The 14743-nt window shown below is 68.0% G+C and carries 17 protein-coding genes and 1 riboswitch; of the genes, 16 read left to right on the top strand and 1 reads right to left on the bottom strand.

Going from position 1 to position 14743, the window contains the following annotated elements; all coding sequences use genetic code 11:
* The first annotated feature begins 22 nt into the window (after positions 1-22).
* The 9 genes from rpe (at position 23) to AC1DVU_RS14165 (ending at position 6372) form a co-directional block, all read left to right on the top strand.
* Positions 23-685, top strand: a complete 663-nt coding sequence (rpe, locus tag AC1DVU_RS14205; protein ID WP_476923103.1) for a ribulose-phosphate 3-epimerase — start codon at positions 23-25, stop codon at positions 683-685.
* A 47-nt stretch (positions 686-732) separates the two neighbouring features.
* Positions 733-870: riboswitch (FMN riboswitch) on the top strand.
* Positions 871-961: 91 nt separating this feature from the next.
* Positions 962-1999 carry a bifunctional diaminohydroxyphosphoribosylaminopyrimidine deaminase/5-amino-6-(5-phosphoribosylamino)uracil reductase RibD gene (gene ribD / locus AC1DVU_RS14200; protein ID WP_476923102.1) on the top strand — a complete coding sequence of 346 codons (1038 nt, stop codon included), beginning with the start codon at positions 962-964 and terminating at the stop codon, positions 1997-1999.
* The gene (locus AC1DVU_RS14195; RefSeq protein WP_476923101.1) at positions 1999-2616 is read left to right on the top strand and encodes a riboflavin synthase; all 618 of its coding nucleotides are present in this window, start codon (positions 1999-2001) and stop codon (positions 2614-2616) included. Before ribD ends, AC1DVU_RS14195 begins: the two co-directional genes overlap by 1 nt.
* The gene (locus tag AC1DVU_RS14190; RefSeq protein WP_476923100.1) at positions 2613-3845 is read left to right on the top strand and encodes a bifunctional 3,4-dihydroxy-2-butanone-4-phosphate synthase/GTP cyclohydrolase II; all 1233 of its coding nucleotides are present in this window, start codon (positions 2613-2615) and stop codon (positions 3843-3845) included. The genes AC1DVU_RS14195 and AC1DVU_RS14190 overlap by 4 nt, the downstream gene beginning before the upstream one ends.
* A complete protein-coding gene (gene ribH, locus AC1DVU_RS14185) occupies positions 3842-4312 on the top strand; it encodes a 6,7-dimethyl-8-ribityllumazine synthase (RefSeq protein ID WP_476923099.1) in 471 nt (156 codons plus the stop codon). The genes AC1DVU_RS14190 and ribH overlap by 4 nt, the downstream gene beginning before the upstream one ends.
* A 24-nt stretch (positions 4313-4336) precedes the next feature.
* Complete coding sequence (locus AC1DVU_RS14180) at positions 4337-4600, top strand: phosphoribosyl-ATP diphosphatase (protein WP_476923098.1); 264 nt, start codon at positions 4337-4339, stop codon at positions 4598-4600.
* Between the two features lie 67 nt (positions 4601-4667).
* Positions 4668-5513: an ATP phosphoribosyltransferase gene (gene hisG, locus AC1DVU_RS14175; RefSeq protein WP_476923097.1), complete on the top strand. Its 846-nt coding sequence runs from the start codon at positions 4668-4670 to the stop codon at positions 5511-5513.
* The gene (locus AC1DVU_RS14170) at positions 5501-5917 is read left to right on the top strand and encodes a PH domain-containing protein (protein ID WP_476923096.1); all 417 of its coding nucleotides are present in this window, start codon (positions 5501-5503) and stop codon (positions 5915-5917) included. The genes hisG and AC1DVU_RS14170 overlap by 13 nt, the downstream gene beginning before the upstream one ends.
* Positions 5914-6372 carry an SseB family protein gene (locus AC1DVU_RS14165; protein ID WP_476923095.1) on the top strand — a complete coding sequence of 153 codons (459 nt, stop codon included), beginning with the start codon at positions 5914-5916 and terminating at the stop codon, positions 6370-6372. The genes AC1DVU_RS14170 and AC1DVU_RS14165 overlap by 4 nt, the downstream gene beginning before the upstream one ends.
* Before the next feature lie 73 nt (positions 6373-6445).
* Here AC1DVU_RS14165 and AC1DVU_RS14160 read toward each other — a convergent pair whose 3' ends face one another.
* On the bottom strand, positions 6446-7450 hold the full coding sequence (locus AC1DVU_RS14160) for a GNAT family N-acetyltransferase (protein WP_476923094.1): 1005 nt from the start codon (positions 7448-7450) through the stop codon (positions 6446-6448).
* Between the two features lie 215 nt (positions 7451-7665).
* Between AC1DVU_RS14160 and infC the strand changes: the two genes are divergently transcribed.
* The 7 genes from infC (at position 7666) to pheT (ending at position 14629) form a co-directional block, all read left to right on the top strand.
* Positions 7666-8418, top strand: a complete 753-nt coding sequence (infC, locus tag AC1DVU_RS14155; RefSeq protein ID WP_476923093.1) for a translation initiation factor IF-3 — start codon at positions 7666-7668, stop codon at positions 8416-8418.
* Complete coding sequence (rpmI, locus tag AC1DVU_RS14150) at positions 8419-8613, top strand: 50S ribosomal protein L35 (RefSeq protein ID WP_056214226.1); 195 nt, start codon at positions 8419-8421, stop codon at positions 8611-8613.
* 43 nt (positions 8614-8656) lie between these two features.
* Positions 8657-9049 carry a 50S ribosomal protein L20 gene (rplT, locus tag AC1DVU_RS14145; protein WP_056214223.1) on the top strand — a complete coding sequence of 131 codons (393 nt, stop codon included), beginning with the start codon at positions 8657-8659 and terminating at the stop codon, positions 9047-9049.
* A 19-nt stretch (positions 9050-9068) separates the two neighbouring features.
* Positions 9069-9881 (top strand): TrmH family RNA methyltransferase, encoded by an 813-nt coding sequence (locus AC1DVU_RS14140; protein ID WP_476923092.1) that lies wholly within the window; start codon positions 9069-9071, stop codon positions 9879-9881.
* 54 nt (positions 9882-9935) lie between these two features.
* Positions 9936-10976, top strand: coding sequence for a sensor histidine kinase (locus tag AC1DVU_RS14135; RefSeq protein ID WP_476923091.1), 1041 nt, complete (start codon positions 9936-9938; stop codon positions 10974-10976).
* Between the two features lie 75 nt (positions 10977-11051).
* Positions 11052-12155: a phenylalanine--tRNA ligase subunit alpha gene (gene pheS / locus AC1DVU_RS14130; protein ID WP_476923090.1), complete on the top strand. Its 1104-nt coding sequence runs from the start codon at positions 11052-11054 to the stop codon at positions 12153-12155.
* The gene (gene pheT / locus AC1DVU_RS14125; RefSeq protein ID WP_476923089.1) at positions 12152-14629 is read left to right on the top strand and encodes a phenylalanine--tRNA ligase subunit beta; all 2478 of its coding nucleotides are present in this window, start codon (positions 12152-12154) and stop codon (positions 14627-14629) included. Before pheS ends, pheT begins: the two co-directional genes overlap by 4 nt.
* The last annotated feature ends 114 nt before the right edge of the window (positions 14630-14743 follow it).

Below are 14743 nucleotides of genomic sequence, written 5' to 3'. Positions count from 1 at the left end.
CCGTCACCACTACGCTGGCGCCATGGGCATCCAGATCACCCCGAGCATGCTGGCGTCGGACTTTGCGAACCTCGAGGCCGAGGCGGCTCGCATCTCGAGCGCCGACTGGCTGCACATGGACGTGATGGACAACCACTTCGTCCCCAACCTGACGTTGGGTGCACCGGTCATCGAGGCTCTGGCCAAGGTGGCCGTGCAGCCGATCGACGCGCACCTGATGATCGAGGATCCCGACCGCTGGGCGCCCAGCTACGTCGAGGCCGGCGCGGAGAGCGTCACGTTCCACGTCGAGGCGGCCAAGGCGCCCGTTCGACTGGCGCGCGAGATCCGCGCCAAGGGTGCTCGCGCGTCGATGGCGCTCAAGCCCGCAACCCCGATCGAGCCCTACGAAGACCTGCTCCCGGAGCTCGACATGGTGCTCATCATGACGGTCGAGCCGGGCTTCGGCGGACAGAAGTTCCTCGACATCTGCCTGCCCAAGATCCAGCGCGCTCGCGCGCTGATCGACAAGCACGGTGGCGACATCTGGCTGCAGGTCGACGGGGGAGTCTCCCTCGACACGATCGAGCGCTGCGCGGATGCCGGCGCCGACACCTTCGTCGCGGGTTCGGCCGTGTTCAGCGCTGATGACCCCGACGCCATGGTGGCTGAGCTGCGCTCACATGCCGGACGTCACACTCACTGAGTCAACCCTCCGGGCTAGACTTGATCACAACGAGCAGAAACTTTGCTCGCGTGCTCCGGGGTCGGTGTAATTCCGAGCCGGCGGTGACAGTCCGCGACCCGCGGTTCCATCCTCGTGATGGGGCAACGGTTGAGCCGGTGAAATTCCGGCACCGACGGTGAAAGTCCGGATGGGAGGAGCATTGTGTCGTGGCGCTGCGCGCCGCGACCGCTTGGTGGCACTTGATCACCAGGGGACCCCGGGTTGCGTGAGCGGATCACGACCCGGAGGAATGGCATGGCAACCGACACCGAGATCAGCGCGATGCAACGCGCGCTCGACGCGGCCCGCACGGTCAGGCGTACGCTGCCCAATCCGCGCGTCGGCTGCGTCCTGCTTGCGCCGGACGGCAAAGAGATCGCGATCGGCGTGCACCGTGGCGCCGGCACCCCGCACGCCGAGATCGACGCGCTCACGCAGGCCGGCGAGGCCGCCCGCGGTGCGACGGCCGTCGTCACGCTCGAGCCGTGCAACCACACGGGCCGCACCGGACCGTGCGCCAAGGCGCTGATCGACGCCGGTGTTGCCCGCGTCGTGTTCGGCCAGATCGATCCGGACCGTTCAGCGGCCGGAGGCGCCAAGACGCTCCGCGAAGCGGGCATCGAGGCGGAGCCGGGCGTCATGGCTGAGGAGGCCACCGACCTCAACGTCGAGTGGACGTTCGCGGTGACCTCCGGTCGCCCGTTCGTGACCTGGAAGTACGCCGCGACCCTCGACGGACTCAGTGCCGCCCCTGACGGCACCAGCAAGTGGATCACGAGCGACGAGGCGCGCCGTGACGTGCAGAAGTTCCGCGCCGAGTCCGACGCGATCGTCGCCGGCACCGGAGCGGTCCTCGCCGACGACCCGCGCCTCTCGGTTCGTGACGAGAAGGACATCCCCCTGCCGTACGACCAGCAGCCGCTGCGGGTCGTGGTGGGCGAGACCAAGATCCCCAACTACTACCGCGTGTTCGACCGGGTGGCTCCCACCCTGCTGGTCCAGTCCCGCGACCCCGAGGTCGTGCTGCAGAAGCTGATCGACAACCAGATCCGGCACATCTGGCTCGAGGGTGGACCGCGCCTTGCCGGCGCGTTCTGGAACGCCGGCGTGATCGACCGGGTCATCGGCTACATCGCCCCCGCGATGCTCGGCTCGGGTCGTGCGGCGCTCGAGGGTGAGGCCACCACGCTTGCCGACCTGCGGCCCATCGACCTGCACGACCTCACGATGATCGGGCCGGACATCCGCATCATCGGGACACCGGGCCGCATGCAACGAGAGGACTTCGACTGATGTTCACCGGACTCATCGAGGAAAAGGGCACGATCACCGCGGTCGAGGACCTGGGCGACTCCGTACGCCTGACGATCCGTGGCCCGCTCGTGATCTCCGACGCGCAGCACGGCGACTCCATCGCGGTCAGCGGCGTCTGCCTCACCGTCATGGACCAGGACACCGACACGTTCGCCGCCGACGTCATGAAGGAGTCGCTCGACAAGACCTCGCTCGGCGACCTCCGCGTCGGTGACGAGGTCAACCTCGAGCGGGCAACCAAGGCCGGCGCGCGCCTCGGCGGCCACATCGTGCAGGGGCACGTCGACGGCACCGGGCGGATCCTCGACCGTACGCCGAGCGAGCACTGGGAGGTCGTCCGCATCGGCCTTCCGCCGGAGCTGGCGAAGTACCTCGTCGCCAAGGGGTCGGTCACGGTCGACGGCACATCACTGACGGTCGTGGATGTCGTCGACGGCGACGAGCCGTGGTTCTCCGTGTCGCTGATCCCCACGACACTCGCCGAGACGACGCTCGGCACCAAGGGCCCGGGCGACCGGGTCAACCTCGAGGTGGACATCCTCGCCAAGTACGTCGAGCGCCTGCTGGGTGTTCGTGAAGAAGGGCATGTGGCATGACCGAGCACGAGAACGTGAGACTCGACAGCATCGAACGGGCCATCGCGGACTTCCGCGAGGGCAAGGCCATCGTCGTGGTCGACGACGAGGACCGCGAGAACGAGGGCGACATCATCTTCGCCGCCAGCAAGGCCACGCCTGAGCTGATGGCGTTCCTGGTGCGCTACTCCAGCGGCCTGATCTGCGCCCCGATCACCGGCGACATCCTCGACCGGCTGGCGATCCCGCTCATGACCCCGCACAACCGCGAGAAGATGCGCACCGCGTACACGATCTCGATCGACGCACGCGACGGCATCACGACGGGCATCTCGGCGGCTGACCGCGCGCGTACGTGCCGCGTGCTCGCGGACTCGGCGACCGAGCCGTTCGAGCTCGTCCAGCCGGGCCACATCATTCCGCTGCGCGCCAAGCCCGGCGGCGTGCTGGAGCGTGCCGGCCACACCGAGGCAGCGGTCGACTTCGCCCGCCTCACAGGGCTCACCCCGGCCGGCGTGATCGGCGAGGTGCTCAACGACGACGGCACGTTGATGAGGGCGCCGGACCTCCGTGAGTTCGCTGACAAGCACGGCATCGCGCTCGTGTCGATCGAGGACCTCCAGGTCTACCGCCGGCTCCACGAGTCGCAGGTCGAGCGGCTCGCCACGACCCGGCTGCCCACCGAGTTCGGCACGTTCACGGCGCACGGCTTCCGCGACAAGATCGAGGGCTCGGAACACATCGCCCTGGTCTATGGCGACCCCGGCACGGAGGACGTCCTGACCCGCATCCACTCCGAGTGCCTGACGGGCGACGTGTTCGGCTCTCGGCGCTGCGACTGCGGACCGCAGCTCGAGCTGTCGATGACTGAGATCACGACGGCCGGCGCCGGCATCGTCGTCTACCTCCGTGGTCACGAGGGACGCGGCATCGGCCTGCTGCACAAGCTCCAGGCGTACGCCTTGCAGGACTCCGGCCACGACACGATCGACGCCAACCTCGAGCTCGGGTTCGGCGAGGACGAGCGTGACTATGCGGCCGGGGCCCAGATCCTGCGCGCGCTCGGTGTCACGTCGGCCCGGCTGCTCACCAACAACCCGGACAAGACCATCGCCCTCGAGGCGTACGGGGTCAAGATCAGCGAGCGTCTGCCGCTGCGCATCGCGCCCAACGAGGACAGCCTGCGCTACCTGCAGACCAAGGCCGAGCGCATGGGTCACGACCTGCCCGGACTGGGGGAGCTCGCATGAGTGGCGGGGGAGCACCTGACCTGCAGGCCGATGCCAGGGGTGCGCGCGTGGCGATCATCGCCTCGAGCTGGCACACCGAGGTCATGGACGGATTGATCGCCGGCGCCGAGCGCGCACTCGCCGACGCCAAGGTCGAGGACGTGACGCTGGTGCGCGCACCGGGTTCGTTCGAGCTGCCGATCCTCTGCCAGGCGTACGCCCGCAGCGGCTACGACGCCGTGATCGCGCTCGGCGTGATCATCCGCGGCGGGACCCCGCACTTCGAGTACGTCTCGGCCGCCGCGACCGACGGGCTCAACCGCGTCGCCCTCGACACCGGCGTGCCGATCGGCTTCGGGTTGCTGACGTGTGACGACGAGGCGCAGGCCGTCGACCGTGCAGGTCTGCCCGACAGTCGCGAGGACAAGGGGCGCGAGGCCGTCGAGGCCGCACTGTCCACCTGGAACGTCCTGCGCACACTCGCCTGACCGACGCCGATAGACTGCTCCGCGATGAAGACCTTCGATGAACTCTTCGCCGAGCTGTCCGACAAGGCAGCCAGCCGCCCTGAGGGCTCGCGCACCGTCGCCGAGCTCGATGCCGGCGTGCACGCGATCGGCAAGAAGCTCGTCGAGGAGGCGGCCGAGTCGTGGATGGCGGCGGAGCACGAAGGTGCCGAGCGTGCCGCCGAGGAGCTCAGCCAGCTGCTCTACCACGCCCAGGTCATGATGATCGCCAGCGGAATCACGCTCGACGACGTCTACGCGCATCTGTGACGGATCGGCTCTTCGGCGCCCGTCCGTGCCTTCCCCTTCCGTCACAGAACTCCTGAGAAGAGAATCCATGCTCAAGATCGCCGTACCCAACAAGGGCGCGCTCGCCGAGTCGGCTGCCCAGATGCTGACCGAAGCCGGCTACCACCAGCGACGCAACACCAAGGACCTCGTCACTCTCGACCCCGACAACGACGTCGAGTTCTTCTACCTCCGCCCCCGCGACATCGCGATCTACGTGGGGGAGGGCACGCTCGACGTCGGCATCACCGGACGTGATCTGCTGCTCGACTCCGGCGCACACGCTGCCGAGAACATCTCGCTCGGTTTCGGCGCTTCGACGTTCCGGTTCGCTGCGCCGATCGGTGCGATGTCGGCCGTCACCGACCTGGCCGGCTCGCGGATCGCCACGTCCTACCCGGGCATCGTCCAGGCCTACCTCGCCGAGCGGGGCATCAGCGCCGACGTCGTACGCCTCGACGGCGCGGTGGAGTCCTCCGTACGCCTGGGGGTCGCCGACGCGATCGCCGACGTCGTCGAGACCGGCAGCACGCTCAAGCAGGCCGACCTCGAGGTGTTCGGCGAGCCGATCCTCTCGTCCGAAGCAGTGCTGATCACGCGTCAGAACACCCCGGAGCCGGACGGCTTCGCGGTGTTCAAGCGCCGCATCGACAGCGTCCTGGTCGCGCGGACGTACATCATGATGGACTACGACATCCGGGTCGACCAGGTCGATCGAGCCGTCGAGTTGACTCCCGGCATCGAGTCACCGACGGTGTCGCCCCTCCATCGCGAAGGGTGGGTCGCCGTGCGCTCGATGGTGCCTCGCGACGCCGCCCAGAAGGTCATGGACTCGCTCTACGAGATCGGCGCCCGCGGCATCCTCGTGACGGACATCCTGGCGTGCCGGATCTGAGGACGTTCCGTCCCGGTGGCGCCCGCGTCGTCGCGTACGCCGTGGGCGTCATCATGGTCGTCATCACGATCGTGATCGGCCTCGCGCTGCCCGACGAGATCTATTTCACGCCCGCCGAGGACGTGACGCTGTGGGCCATCATCGTCGTCGTTCTGGCGGTGTTGCACGGCATCGGGCGCAGCTACGTTCGCGCTGACGACGACGGCGTCGAGGTGGTCAACGGCTACCGCCGCCACCACGTTCCGTGGTCGGACATCAAGGGATTCGCCATGAACACCGGCGCGCCGTGGCCGACCTTGGTCACCAACGACGACGAGCGGGTCATGCTGTTCGGCATCCAGGGTTCCGACGGTGCGTACGCACGCGAGGCCGTCGCCTATCTGCGAAGCCGGCTGCCGTCATGACCCACGACCGCACGCTTGCGAGTCCGCAGTTCCCTGACGACGACGGGTCCACCGATCCGCTGCTTGCCGCGGCATTCGGCGACGACCTCGCGGTGCTGGCTGCCCTGTCGGACGCACGAGTGTTCGTGCCGATCATCGCGCTGCTCGGGGACGTCCCGGCCGAAGGCGACAAGAACGCGGACATGGCCGCCGTCCTGATGACCGGCGCCGACGGCCGGCAGGCGCTGTTGGCGTTCAGCAGCATCGCCTCGATGGCTGCCTGGGACCCGCAGGCACGGCCGGTGCCGATCCTCGGTCGTGACGCCGCCCGCGCGACCCTCGACGAGGGCGCCGCAGCGATCCTGCTCGACCTGACCAACGACACGTTCACCGTGGTCGAGACCGACGACGTTGGGCACCTCGCCGCCGGCCATCGGCTCGTGCAGAGCGAAGCCGGCCCCGCCTGGATCGCCTGAACCCCCGAGATTTGGATTCTGGTGCACCACCTCTCGTTCGATCGTGGTGCAACGTGATCCAAATCTCGGCGGTTCAGCCGGCGGCTGTTGAGCGTACGGCTGACAGCGGCACCGTGATGTGCACGTTGCCGTCGTGCCGCTCGACGCGGGCGACGAACCCGGCATTGCCGACGGTCCGCAGGAGCTTGTCGTTGGAGCCCTCCGTGATGAACGTGAGACGGGCAGCGCCGTGTGACTTGGCCCGGCTGGCCGCCTGCTTGACCAGCATCGTGCCGAGGCCCTGGCCCTGCCAGGCGTCCTCGATGAGGAGCTGGAACGTCCAGACCGTCTCGACCGATTCGAGCAGACCGTGGCCCACCACGTCGAGCCCGACCTGTGCGATGAGCGCCACGCCGGCCTCGGGGGCCACCAGGCGGCGAGCCATTCGCGTCGTCATGGGCATCCGCAGGGGCACTTGGTAGCGGTTGTAGAGCGTCTCCACGCTGCAGCGTTCGTGCAGGGCGGACACGGCCTCGATGTCGGCCAAGGTCGCCTCGCGCACCATGGGCACCTGGTGGCGCGGGGAGGGGGAGATCAACGGGGTCTCGAAGCCGGCATCGCTCACCAGCGACAGCAAGGCCTGAGCGCGTGCCCGCTCGACTGCCGTGAACGGGATCGCCCGGCTGATGCGCAGCACCGATCCGTTGCGGCGGGTCAGGTCGAGAACGTCGTGCCCGCGGTAGTCGGCGACGTCCGGTGGCTCGGTCTCGAGCAGCTCGCGCAGCACCTCTTCGGCATCGCGGCCCTCTTCGAGCACCTGGTGCACGCCGTGCAGGTATCGCGTCGGGGTGTCGATCAGGGAGTCGTCAGTGACCCGCGTCGCCGACACCTGTGAGCCCCCGGCCTCCTCGAACAGCTCGGCCAGCTGGACGTCGCCCCATCCGTCCGGCGCGCTGACGATGAACTCGTCGGTCACCCGCGGGCTCGTGGGGAAGACCTGCATGCCGAGGATGTTGACGTCCGAGCGCCCGCAGGCCAGCGCGATCTCCGCCAGGATGCCCGGTCGGTCGGCCAGTGTCGTACGGATGCGCCACAACATGGTGCCAGCCTGACGCGCTGAGTTTTCGCGTCGGCGTCGTGCATGTTTCGGCGAGGCAAACCCTTTGATTTCACAATGGAACGTCGTCGCTGATATCCTTGAGGACGAAGTGGAGGTCCACCTCCCACCTGCTTGGTCCTCGACCTTGGGGTTACGCCGGTTCCTGAGCTTGACGAACCGGCCGACGGCGTCATTCCCACGGGAATACGCCACTGGTGGCTTCCGTTTCGTACGGGGGCCATTTTTTCTTGGCCTCCCACACGATCTCAGGAGGATCCATCACCACAGAGCTGCGCGTCAACGACCGAATCCGCGTTCCCGAAGTACGCCTCGTCGGTCCTGGCGGTGAACAGGTGGGCATCGTCCGTATCGAAGATGCCCTACGACTGGCAGCGGAAGCTGATCTCGATCTTGTCGAGGTGGCTCCGACCGCTCGCCCGCCCGTCTGCCGTCTCATGGACTACGGAAAGTTCAAGTACGAGACCGCTCAGAAGGCACGCGAGTCCCGCCGCAACCAGACCAACACCATCATCAAAGAGATGAAGTTGCGTCCGAAGATCGACCAGCACGACTACGACACCAAAAAGGGTCACGTCGTCCGATTCCTCAAGGCTGGCGACAAGGTCAAGATCACCATCATGTTCCGCGGTCGTGAGCAGCACCGCCCCGAGCTGGGCTACCGGCTGCTGCAGCGGCTCGCCGCTGACGTCGAGGATCTCGGATTCATCGAGTCCAACGCTCGTCAGGACGGACGCAACATGACGATGGTGCTCGGCCCGCACAAGAAGAAGTCAGAGGCCCAGGCAGAGGTCAAGGCCGAGAAGGTCAAGACCACCGCAGCCAAGGCCGCTGAGAAGGATGCCGAGGCCGCCGAGGTCAAGGCACACCGCGAAGCCGCCCAGAAGACAGCAACACCCAAGAAGCCACGTCGGCGTTCTGAGAACCTCGACCCAGACATGGAGGCATAAATGCCGAAGTTCAAGCCCCACTCGGGGATGAAGAAGCGCGTGAAGGTCACCGGCAGCGGCAAGCTGCGCCGGGAGCAGACCAACCGCCGCCACCTGCTCGAGGTCAAGTCCTCCTCGCGCAAGCGCCGTCTCGAAGGTTCGACCGACGTCGCCAAGGCTGACGTCAAGCGCGTGAAGAAGATGCTCGGTCTCTGACCGACGCCCCCCGACATACCGAAAACTTTGAAGGAGAACTGAGATGGCACGCGTCAAGCGCTCTGTCAATGCACAGAAGAAGCGCCGCCAGACATTGGAGCGCGCTGCGGGCTACCGCGGTCAGCGTTCGCGGCTCTACCGCAAGGCCAAGGAGCAGGTCACTCACTCGCTGGTCTACAGCTACCGTGACCGCAAGGCCAAGAAGGGCGACTTCCGTCGTCTCTGGATCCAGCGCATCAATGCTGCCGTCCGCGCCGAGGGCATGACCTACAACCGCTTCATCCAGGGCCTCAAGGCCGCGGGTGTCGAGGTCGACCGCAAGATCCTCGCCGAGCTCGCTGTTCACGAGCCCGCCGCGTTCTCCGCGCTCGTCCAGACCGCGAAGGACAACCTTCCGGCCGACGTCAACGCACCCAAGGACGGCGCCGCGGCCTGACCGCGGCTCCTCCTACGTAGTGGCGAGCCTGCCCGGTGAGCTCACCGTCCGTTCAGGACGTGTAAAGCACACCCGGCGGCTCGCCACTCGTGCATTCCGGGCCGAGACCGGCGAGTTCCTCGCCGAGGGCCCCCAGGCCGTACGCGAGGCGCTCACCGTGCCTGGTGCGACGGTCGAGGTCTTCGCGACGGAGGCCGGCACTGCGCAGCACCGCGACCTGGCGGAAGCGGCGCAGGCAGCTGACGTCCCGTGGCACGTCGTGACCGATGACGTCGTCGAGTCGATAGCCGACACGGTCCAGCCCCAAGGTGTCGTGGCGAGGTGCCGCATCCCGGAGGCCTCGTTCGAGTCGCTGCTGGCCACCACACCGACGTTTCTCGTCGTGTGTGCCGACATCCGCGATCCCGGCAACGCCGGCGCGGTCATCCGGTGCGCCGATGCCGCCGGGGCGCACGGTGTCGTGTTCGCCGGCGACAGCGTCGATCCCTACAACCCCAAGTCCGTACGCGCGACGGTCGGCAGCATCTTCCACCTGCCCGTCGTGACCGAGCGCGACACACCGGGCACGCTGAGCCGGTTGCGCGGTCTGGGCCTGCAGGTGCTGGCCGCTGACGGCGGGGGAGATGTGAGCCTGTTCAACGACGGCCTCGACCTGTCGCAACCGACGGCGTGGCTCATGGGCAACGAGGCTTGGGGCCTGCCAGCCGAGACCCGCGACCTCGCCGACCGGGTCGTCTCGGTGCCGATCTATGGCCGGGCCGAGAGCCTCAACCTGGCGACCGCCGCAGCCGTGTGCCTCTACGCATCCGCGCGCGCTCGCGCAACTGGTTGAAAGTTGCCGAGTTGAGTCGTCTCATCTAGTCCTTTGGTACTACATTCAGGCTTCATGGACCTCGACGACTTCCCGGACGGCATCATCATTGCCGGCCCCGACGCCAGGGTCCTGTACGTCAACGAGCGAATCCGGGTCATGGCGCGCGCCGAGGGCGACGAGATGATCGGTATGCACCTCAACGAAGCCGTTCCGTTCGACGATCTCAACGGCAACTCCTGGTACGACACGACGCGTCCATACGACGGCATTGCGACCCGCAAGCGGATCTCCGAGCAGGCCTGGTGGTCGCCCAAGGGCAGTGAGTACCTCATCACCGCCTCGCTGGTGCGCGAGCGGCCGGCAGGCCCGGTCCGCCGCGTCGTCGTGAGCGTCCGCAACGCCCGCATCCGCAACCAGCGCGACCGTGAGCGCTCGGACCTCGTCGCCACCGTGGCGCACGAGCTCCGCTCGCCGCTGACCGGCATCAAGGGTTTCACCTCGACGCTGCTCACCAAGTGGGACAAGTTCTCCGAGGAGCAGCGCCAGTTCATGCTCGAGACCGTCGACGCCGACGCGGACCGCCTGAGCCGGCTCATCACGGAGCTGCTCGACGCCGCACGCATCGATGCAGGCCGCCTGACCCTCAAACGCGGACCGGTCAAGCTCGACGAGATCGTCCGGCACGTCCTCACGAATGTGTCGGGTGGTGCAGCGGAGCCGTTCGAGATCAGCATCGGCGACGACCTCGACCTGATCTGGGGCGACAGTGATCGCATCATGCAGGTCGTCACGAACCTCGTCGAGAACGCGATGCGCCACGGGTTCGGGCTGCGCGAGATCGTCGTGCAGAACACGCAGCCTGCTGGCCAGGAGGGCGGCGTCTCGCTCGAGGTGCACGACAACGGGCCCGGCATCCCTGAGGAAATGCGCCAGCGCGTGTTCAGCCGATTCTGGCGCGCCGGCCCCGGGGCGGGCAGTGGCCTCGGCATGTACATCGTGCGGGGCATCGTCGTGGAGCACGGCGGCAAGATCGACATCTCGGACGCCGAGGGCGGCGGGGCGCTCATACGGGCGTGGTTCCCGATCAACGAGCCCGACACGATGACCGACTGATCAAGCGCCTTCACTAGACTGACCACCGTGGTCCCGACGTCTCCGGGAACCGAGCCATCGAAAGTCAGGTCTGCTGTGTCCGCGCCCAATTCCTCGTACGACCCTGTGGAGGTCACCCCGTTGCACGCCGAAGAGGTCGAGCGCATGCGCGACGAGGCGCTGGCCGCGATTGCTGCCGCCGAGACGCTCGATGACCTGAAGCAGGTGCGCATCGAGCACGTCGGCGACCGCTCCCCGTTGGCACTGGCCAACCGGGAGATCGGCGCCTTGCCGCCACAGGCGCGCAAGGAGGCCGGTCAGCGGGTCGGCCAGGCCAGGGGAGCGATCAACCAGGCGCTGACGGCCAAGACCGCCGAGGTCGAGGCCGCCGAGGAGGAGCGCGCCCTGGTCACCGAGGCCGTCGACGTGACGCTGCCGTGGGACGTGCAGCCGGTCGGCGCCCGGCACCCGATCACGACGCTGTCGGAGCACATCGCCGACATCTTCGTCGCGATGGGCTGGGAGATCGCCGAGGGTCCTGAGGTCGAGGCCGAGTGGCTCAACTTCGACGCGCTCAACCTGGGACCGGACCACCCCGCCCGCACGATGCAGGACACGTTCTGGGTCACCCCCGAGCGCGCGGCGATGGTGCTGCGCACCCACACCTCACCCGTGCAGGCGCGCACGATGCTGACCCGCAAACCGCCGATCTACATCGCATGCCCGGGTCGGGTCTTCCGCACTGACGAGCTCGATGCCACCCACTCGCCGGTGTTCCACCAGGTCGAGGGCCTCGCGATCGACGAGGGCCTCTCGATGGGCCACCTCAAGGGCACGCTCGACCACTTCGCCCAGGCGATCTACGGCGACGGCATGACGACCCGGTTCCGGCCGTCCTACTTCCCGTTCACCGAGCCGAGCGCCGAGATGGACCTGCTCTGCTACGTGTGCCACAACGAGCCGGACGCTGTCGCCGACTGCCGTACGTGCAAGGGCGAGGGCTGGGTCGAGTGGGGCGGCTGCGGTGTGGTCAACCCCCGCGTGCTGATCGCGTGTGGCGTCGACCCGGAGCGCTACTCCGGGTTCGCGTTCGGCATCGGCATCGACCGCACGATCACGTCCCGCTACGACATCGCGGACCTGCGCGACCTGTTCGATGGCGACATCCGTTTCACCCAGCCATTCGGAGTTGAGCTGTGAAGGTTCCAGTTAGTTGGCTGCGGGAGCTCGTCAAGCTCCCCGACGACGTCACGACCGAGCAGCTGGCGGCTCGCCTGACCGAGTTCGACCTCAAGCTCGAGGAGATCATCTCGTCCGGCATCAGCGGTCCGCTCGTCGTCGGGCGAGTGCTGTCGATCGTCAAGGAGCCGCAGAAGAACGGCAAGACGATCAACTGGTGCCGCGTCGACGTCGGCCCGGAGCACAACGACGCTGACGGCGCCCGCGGCATCGTGTGCGGTGCCCACAACTTCGTCGAGGGCGACCTCGTCGTCGTCTCGCTGCCGGGCACGGTCCTGCCGGCCCTCGGCTTCGAGATCACGGCCCGCAAGACGTACGGCCACGTGTCGGACGGCATGATCTGCTCGAGCGCGGAGCTCGGCCAGGCCGGCGACGCGAGCGGGATCATCGTGCTCGACGCCGACTCGGCGACGCCGGGCGACGACGCGATCGCACTGCTGGGCCTCGGCGATGAGGTCCTCGACCTCGAGGTCAATCCCGACCGCGGCTACGCGCTGTCGATGCGCGGCGTCGGACGTGACACCGCGCTGGCGTACGGGCTGGAGTTCACCGATCCGGCCGACATCGAGCTGACCGGCGTGGGGGAGGGTTATCCCGTACGTGTCGAGGACGCCGAGGCGTGCCCCGTCTTCGCGGCCAGGGCGGTCACCGGCTTCGACCCCACCCGTCCCACACCGCGCTGGATGGCGCGGCGCATCGAGCAGGCCGGGATGCGGTCGATCTCGCTGGCGGTCGACATCACCAACTACGTCATGCTCGAGCTCGGCCACCCGATCCACGGCTTCGACCTGTCGAGCCTGCAGGGCCCGATCGTCGTCCGGTGGGCCACCGAGGGCGAGAAGATCACGACGCTCGACGGCGTCGTGCGTACGCTTTCCACCGATGACACGGTGGTGACGGACGATCGCGGACCGATCAGCCTGGCCGGCGTCATGGGTGGTGCGGAGACCGAGCTCTCGGCCACGACTACCGACATCCTCATCGAGGCGGCGCACTGGAAGGCGCCGATGATCGCGCGCACGGCCCGCCTGCACAAGCTGCCGTCCGAGGCGTCGAAGCGCTATGAGCGCGGTGTCGACCCCGAGCTCCCTGCCCGTGCGACTCAGCGGGTCGCGGAGCTGCTCGCTGAGCTCGGCGGCGGCACGATCGAGGACGGCCTCACCGTGGTGGGCACCGCATCGCCACGCCCTGCGGTCGAGATGTCGATCCACCTGCCGACGCGGGTCTCCGGCGTCGAGATCGACGCTGCGACGGTCGTGGAGGCGCTCGAGGGCAACGGGTGCGACGTCGCCCTGGACCACGACGTCCTGTCGGCGACGCCGCCGAGCTGGCGTTTCGACCTCAACGATCCGAATGATCTCGTCGAAGAGGTGCTCCGCGTCGTCGGCTACGACAAGGTGCCGTCGATCCTGCCGACCGCCCCAGCTGGGCGCGGCCTGACCGTCGCACAGAAGCTGCGGCGCCGGGTCGGCAACATCCTCGCGGGCGACGGTCTGGTCGAGGTCAAGACGTTCCCGTTCGCCGGGACAGCCGACTTCGACCGTCTGGGCCTGGCCGCCGACGACCTCCGACGCCGTCAGGTCCTGCTGGAGAACCCGCTGTCCGCAGAGGAGCCGGGCCTGACGACGACCCTGCTCACGGGTCTGCTCAAGAGCCTCGTGCTCAACATCGGCCGCGGTCACTCCGACGTGCACATCGCCGAGACCGGGCGGGTGTTCCTGCCGAAGTCGGACGAGGCCGAGGCGCCGATCTATGGTGTCGACCGCCGCCCGACAGACGAAGAGATCGCCGCGTTCGCCGCGGCGTTGCCCGACCAACCGCACCATGTGGGCCTGGTCATGAGCGGCGAGCGCGTGCGCACCGGTTGGGCCGGACCTGGACGCCAGGCGTCGTGGGCCGACGCGGTGGCGATCGTGCAGCACCTCGCCGAGGACCTGCATGTCGAGATCGAGGTGCAGCAGGCGCACGTCATGCCGTGGCACCCCGGTCGATGCGCGGCGATCCTCCTCGGGGGCGTGCCGATCGGCCATGCCGGTGAGCTGCACCCGCGCGTCCTCAAGGCGTACGGGCTGCCTGCTCGCGTCGTCGCGGCCGAGATCGACCTCGACGCGCTGATCGAGGCGTCACCCGAGATCGGGCCGCGCCCGGACTTCTCGTCGTTCCCGGTGGCCAAGGAGGACCTCGCCCTGATCGTCGACGGCGAGGTTCCAGCCGCCTCGGTGCAGAAGGTCCTGTCGGGGGCGAGCCCGCTGATCGAGTCGGTGCGCCTGTTCGACGTCTACTCCGGCGACCAGGTTCCTGAGGGCAAGAAGTCGCTGGCGTTCGCCCTGCGCCTCCGGGCTCCCGACCGCACGCTGACGGATGACGAGATCAAGGCAGCGCGCGAATCGGCCGTCACGGCCGCGGGATCACTCGGCGCCACCCTCCGCACCTGATCCCGCTGACGAGTCACTGACCGTGCGCTGACGAGTCACTGACCGTGCACCGACGAGTCACTCACCACGTGGCGAGTGACTCCTCAGGGCAACGGGAGTGACTCGTCAGCGTGA

The organism is Aeromicrobium sp. P2_G6 (genome assembly GCF_056403535.1).
This window is presented reverse-complemented; position numbering and strand designations above follow the sequence as displayed.

What these genes read in the sequence shown, in the direction of transcription:
- rplT (WP_056214223.1), top strand. Translation starts at nt 8,657, where the DNA reads ATGGCACGCGTCAAGCGCTCTGTCAATGCACAGAAGAAGCGCCGCCAG.
- AC1DVU_RS14190 (WP_476923100.1), top strand. Translation starts at nt 2,613, where the DNA reads ATGACCGAGCACGAGAACGTGAGACTCGACAGCATCGAACGGGCCATC.
- AC1DVU_RS14160 (WP_476923094.1), bottom strand. Translation starts at nt 7,450, where the DNA reads ATGTTGTGGCGCATCCGTACGACACTGGCCGACCGACCGGGCATCCTG.
- AC1DVU_RS14195 (WP_476923101.1), top strand. Translation starts at nt 1,999, where the DNA reads ATGTTCACCGGACTCATCGAGGAAAAGGGCACGATCACCGCGGTCGAG.
- AC1DVU_RS14135 (WP_476923091.1), top strand. Translation starts at nt 9,936, where the DNA reads ATGGACCTCGACGACTTCCCGGACGGCATCATCATTGCCGGCCCCGAC.
- ribH (WP_476923099.1), top strand. Translation starts at nt 3,842, where the DNA reads ATGAGTGGCGGGGGAGCACCTGACCTGCAGGCCGATGCCAGGGGTGCG.
- hisG (WP_476923097.1), top strand. Translation starts at nt 4,668, where the DNA reads ATGCTCAAGATCGCCGTACCCAACAAGGGCGCGCTCGCCGAGTCGGCT.
- AC1DVU_RS14180 (WP_476923098.1), top strand. Translation starts at nt 4,337, where the DNA reads ATGAAGACCTTCGATGAACTCTTCGCCGAGCTGTCCGACAAGGCAGCC.
- ribD (WP_476923102.1), top strand. Translation starts at nt 962, where the DNA reads ATGGCAACCGACACCGAGATCAGCGCGATGCAACGCGCGCTCGACGCG.
- rpe (WP_476923103.1), top strand. Translation starts at nt 23, where the DNA reads ATGGGCATCCAGATCACCCCGAGCATGCTGGCGTCGGACTTTGCGAAC.
- AC1DVU_RS14165 (WP_476923095.1), top strand. Translation starts at nt 5,914, where the DNA reads ATGACCCACGACCGCACGCTTGCGAGTCCGCAGTTCCCTGACGACGAC.
- rpmI (WP_056214226.1), top strand. Translation starts at nt 8,419, where the DNA reads ATGCCGAAGTTCAAGCCCCACTCGGGGATGAAGAAGCGCGTGAAGGTC.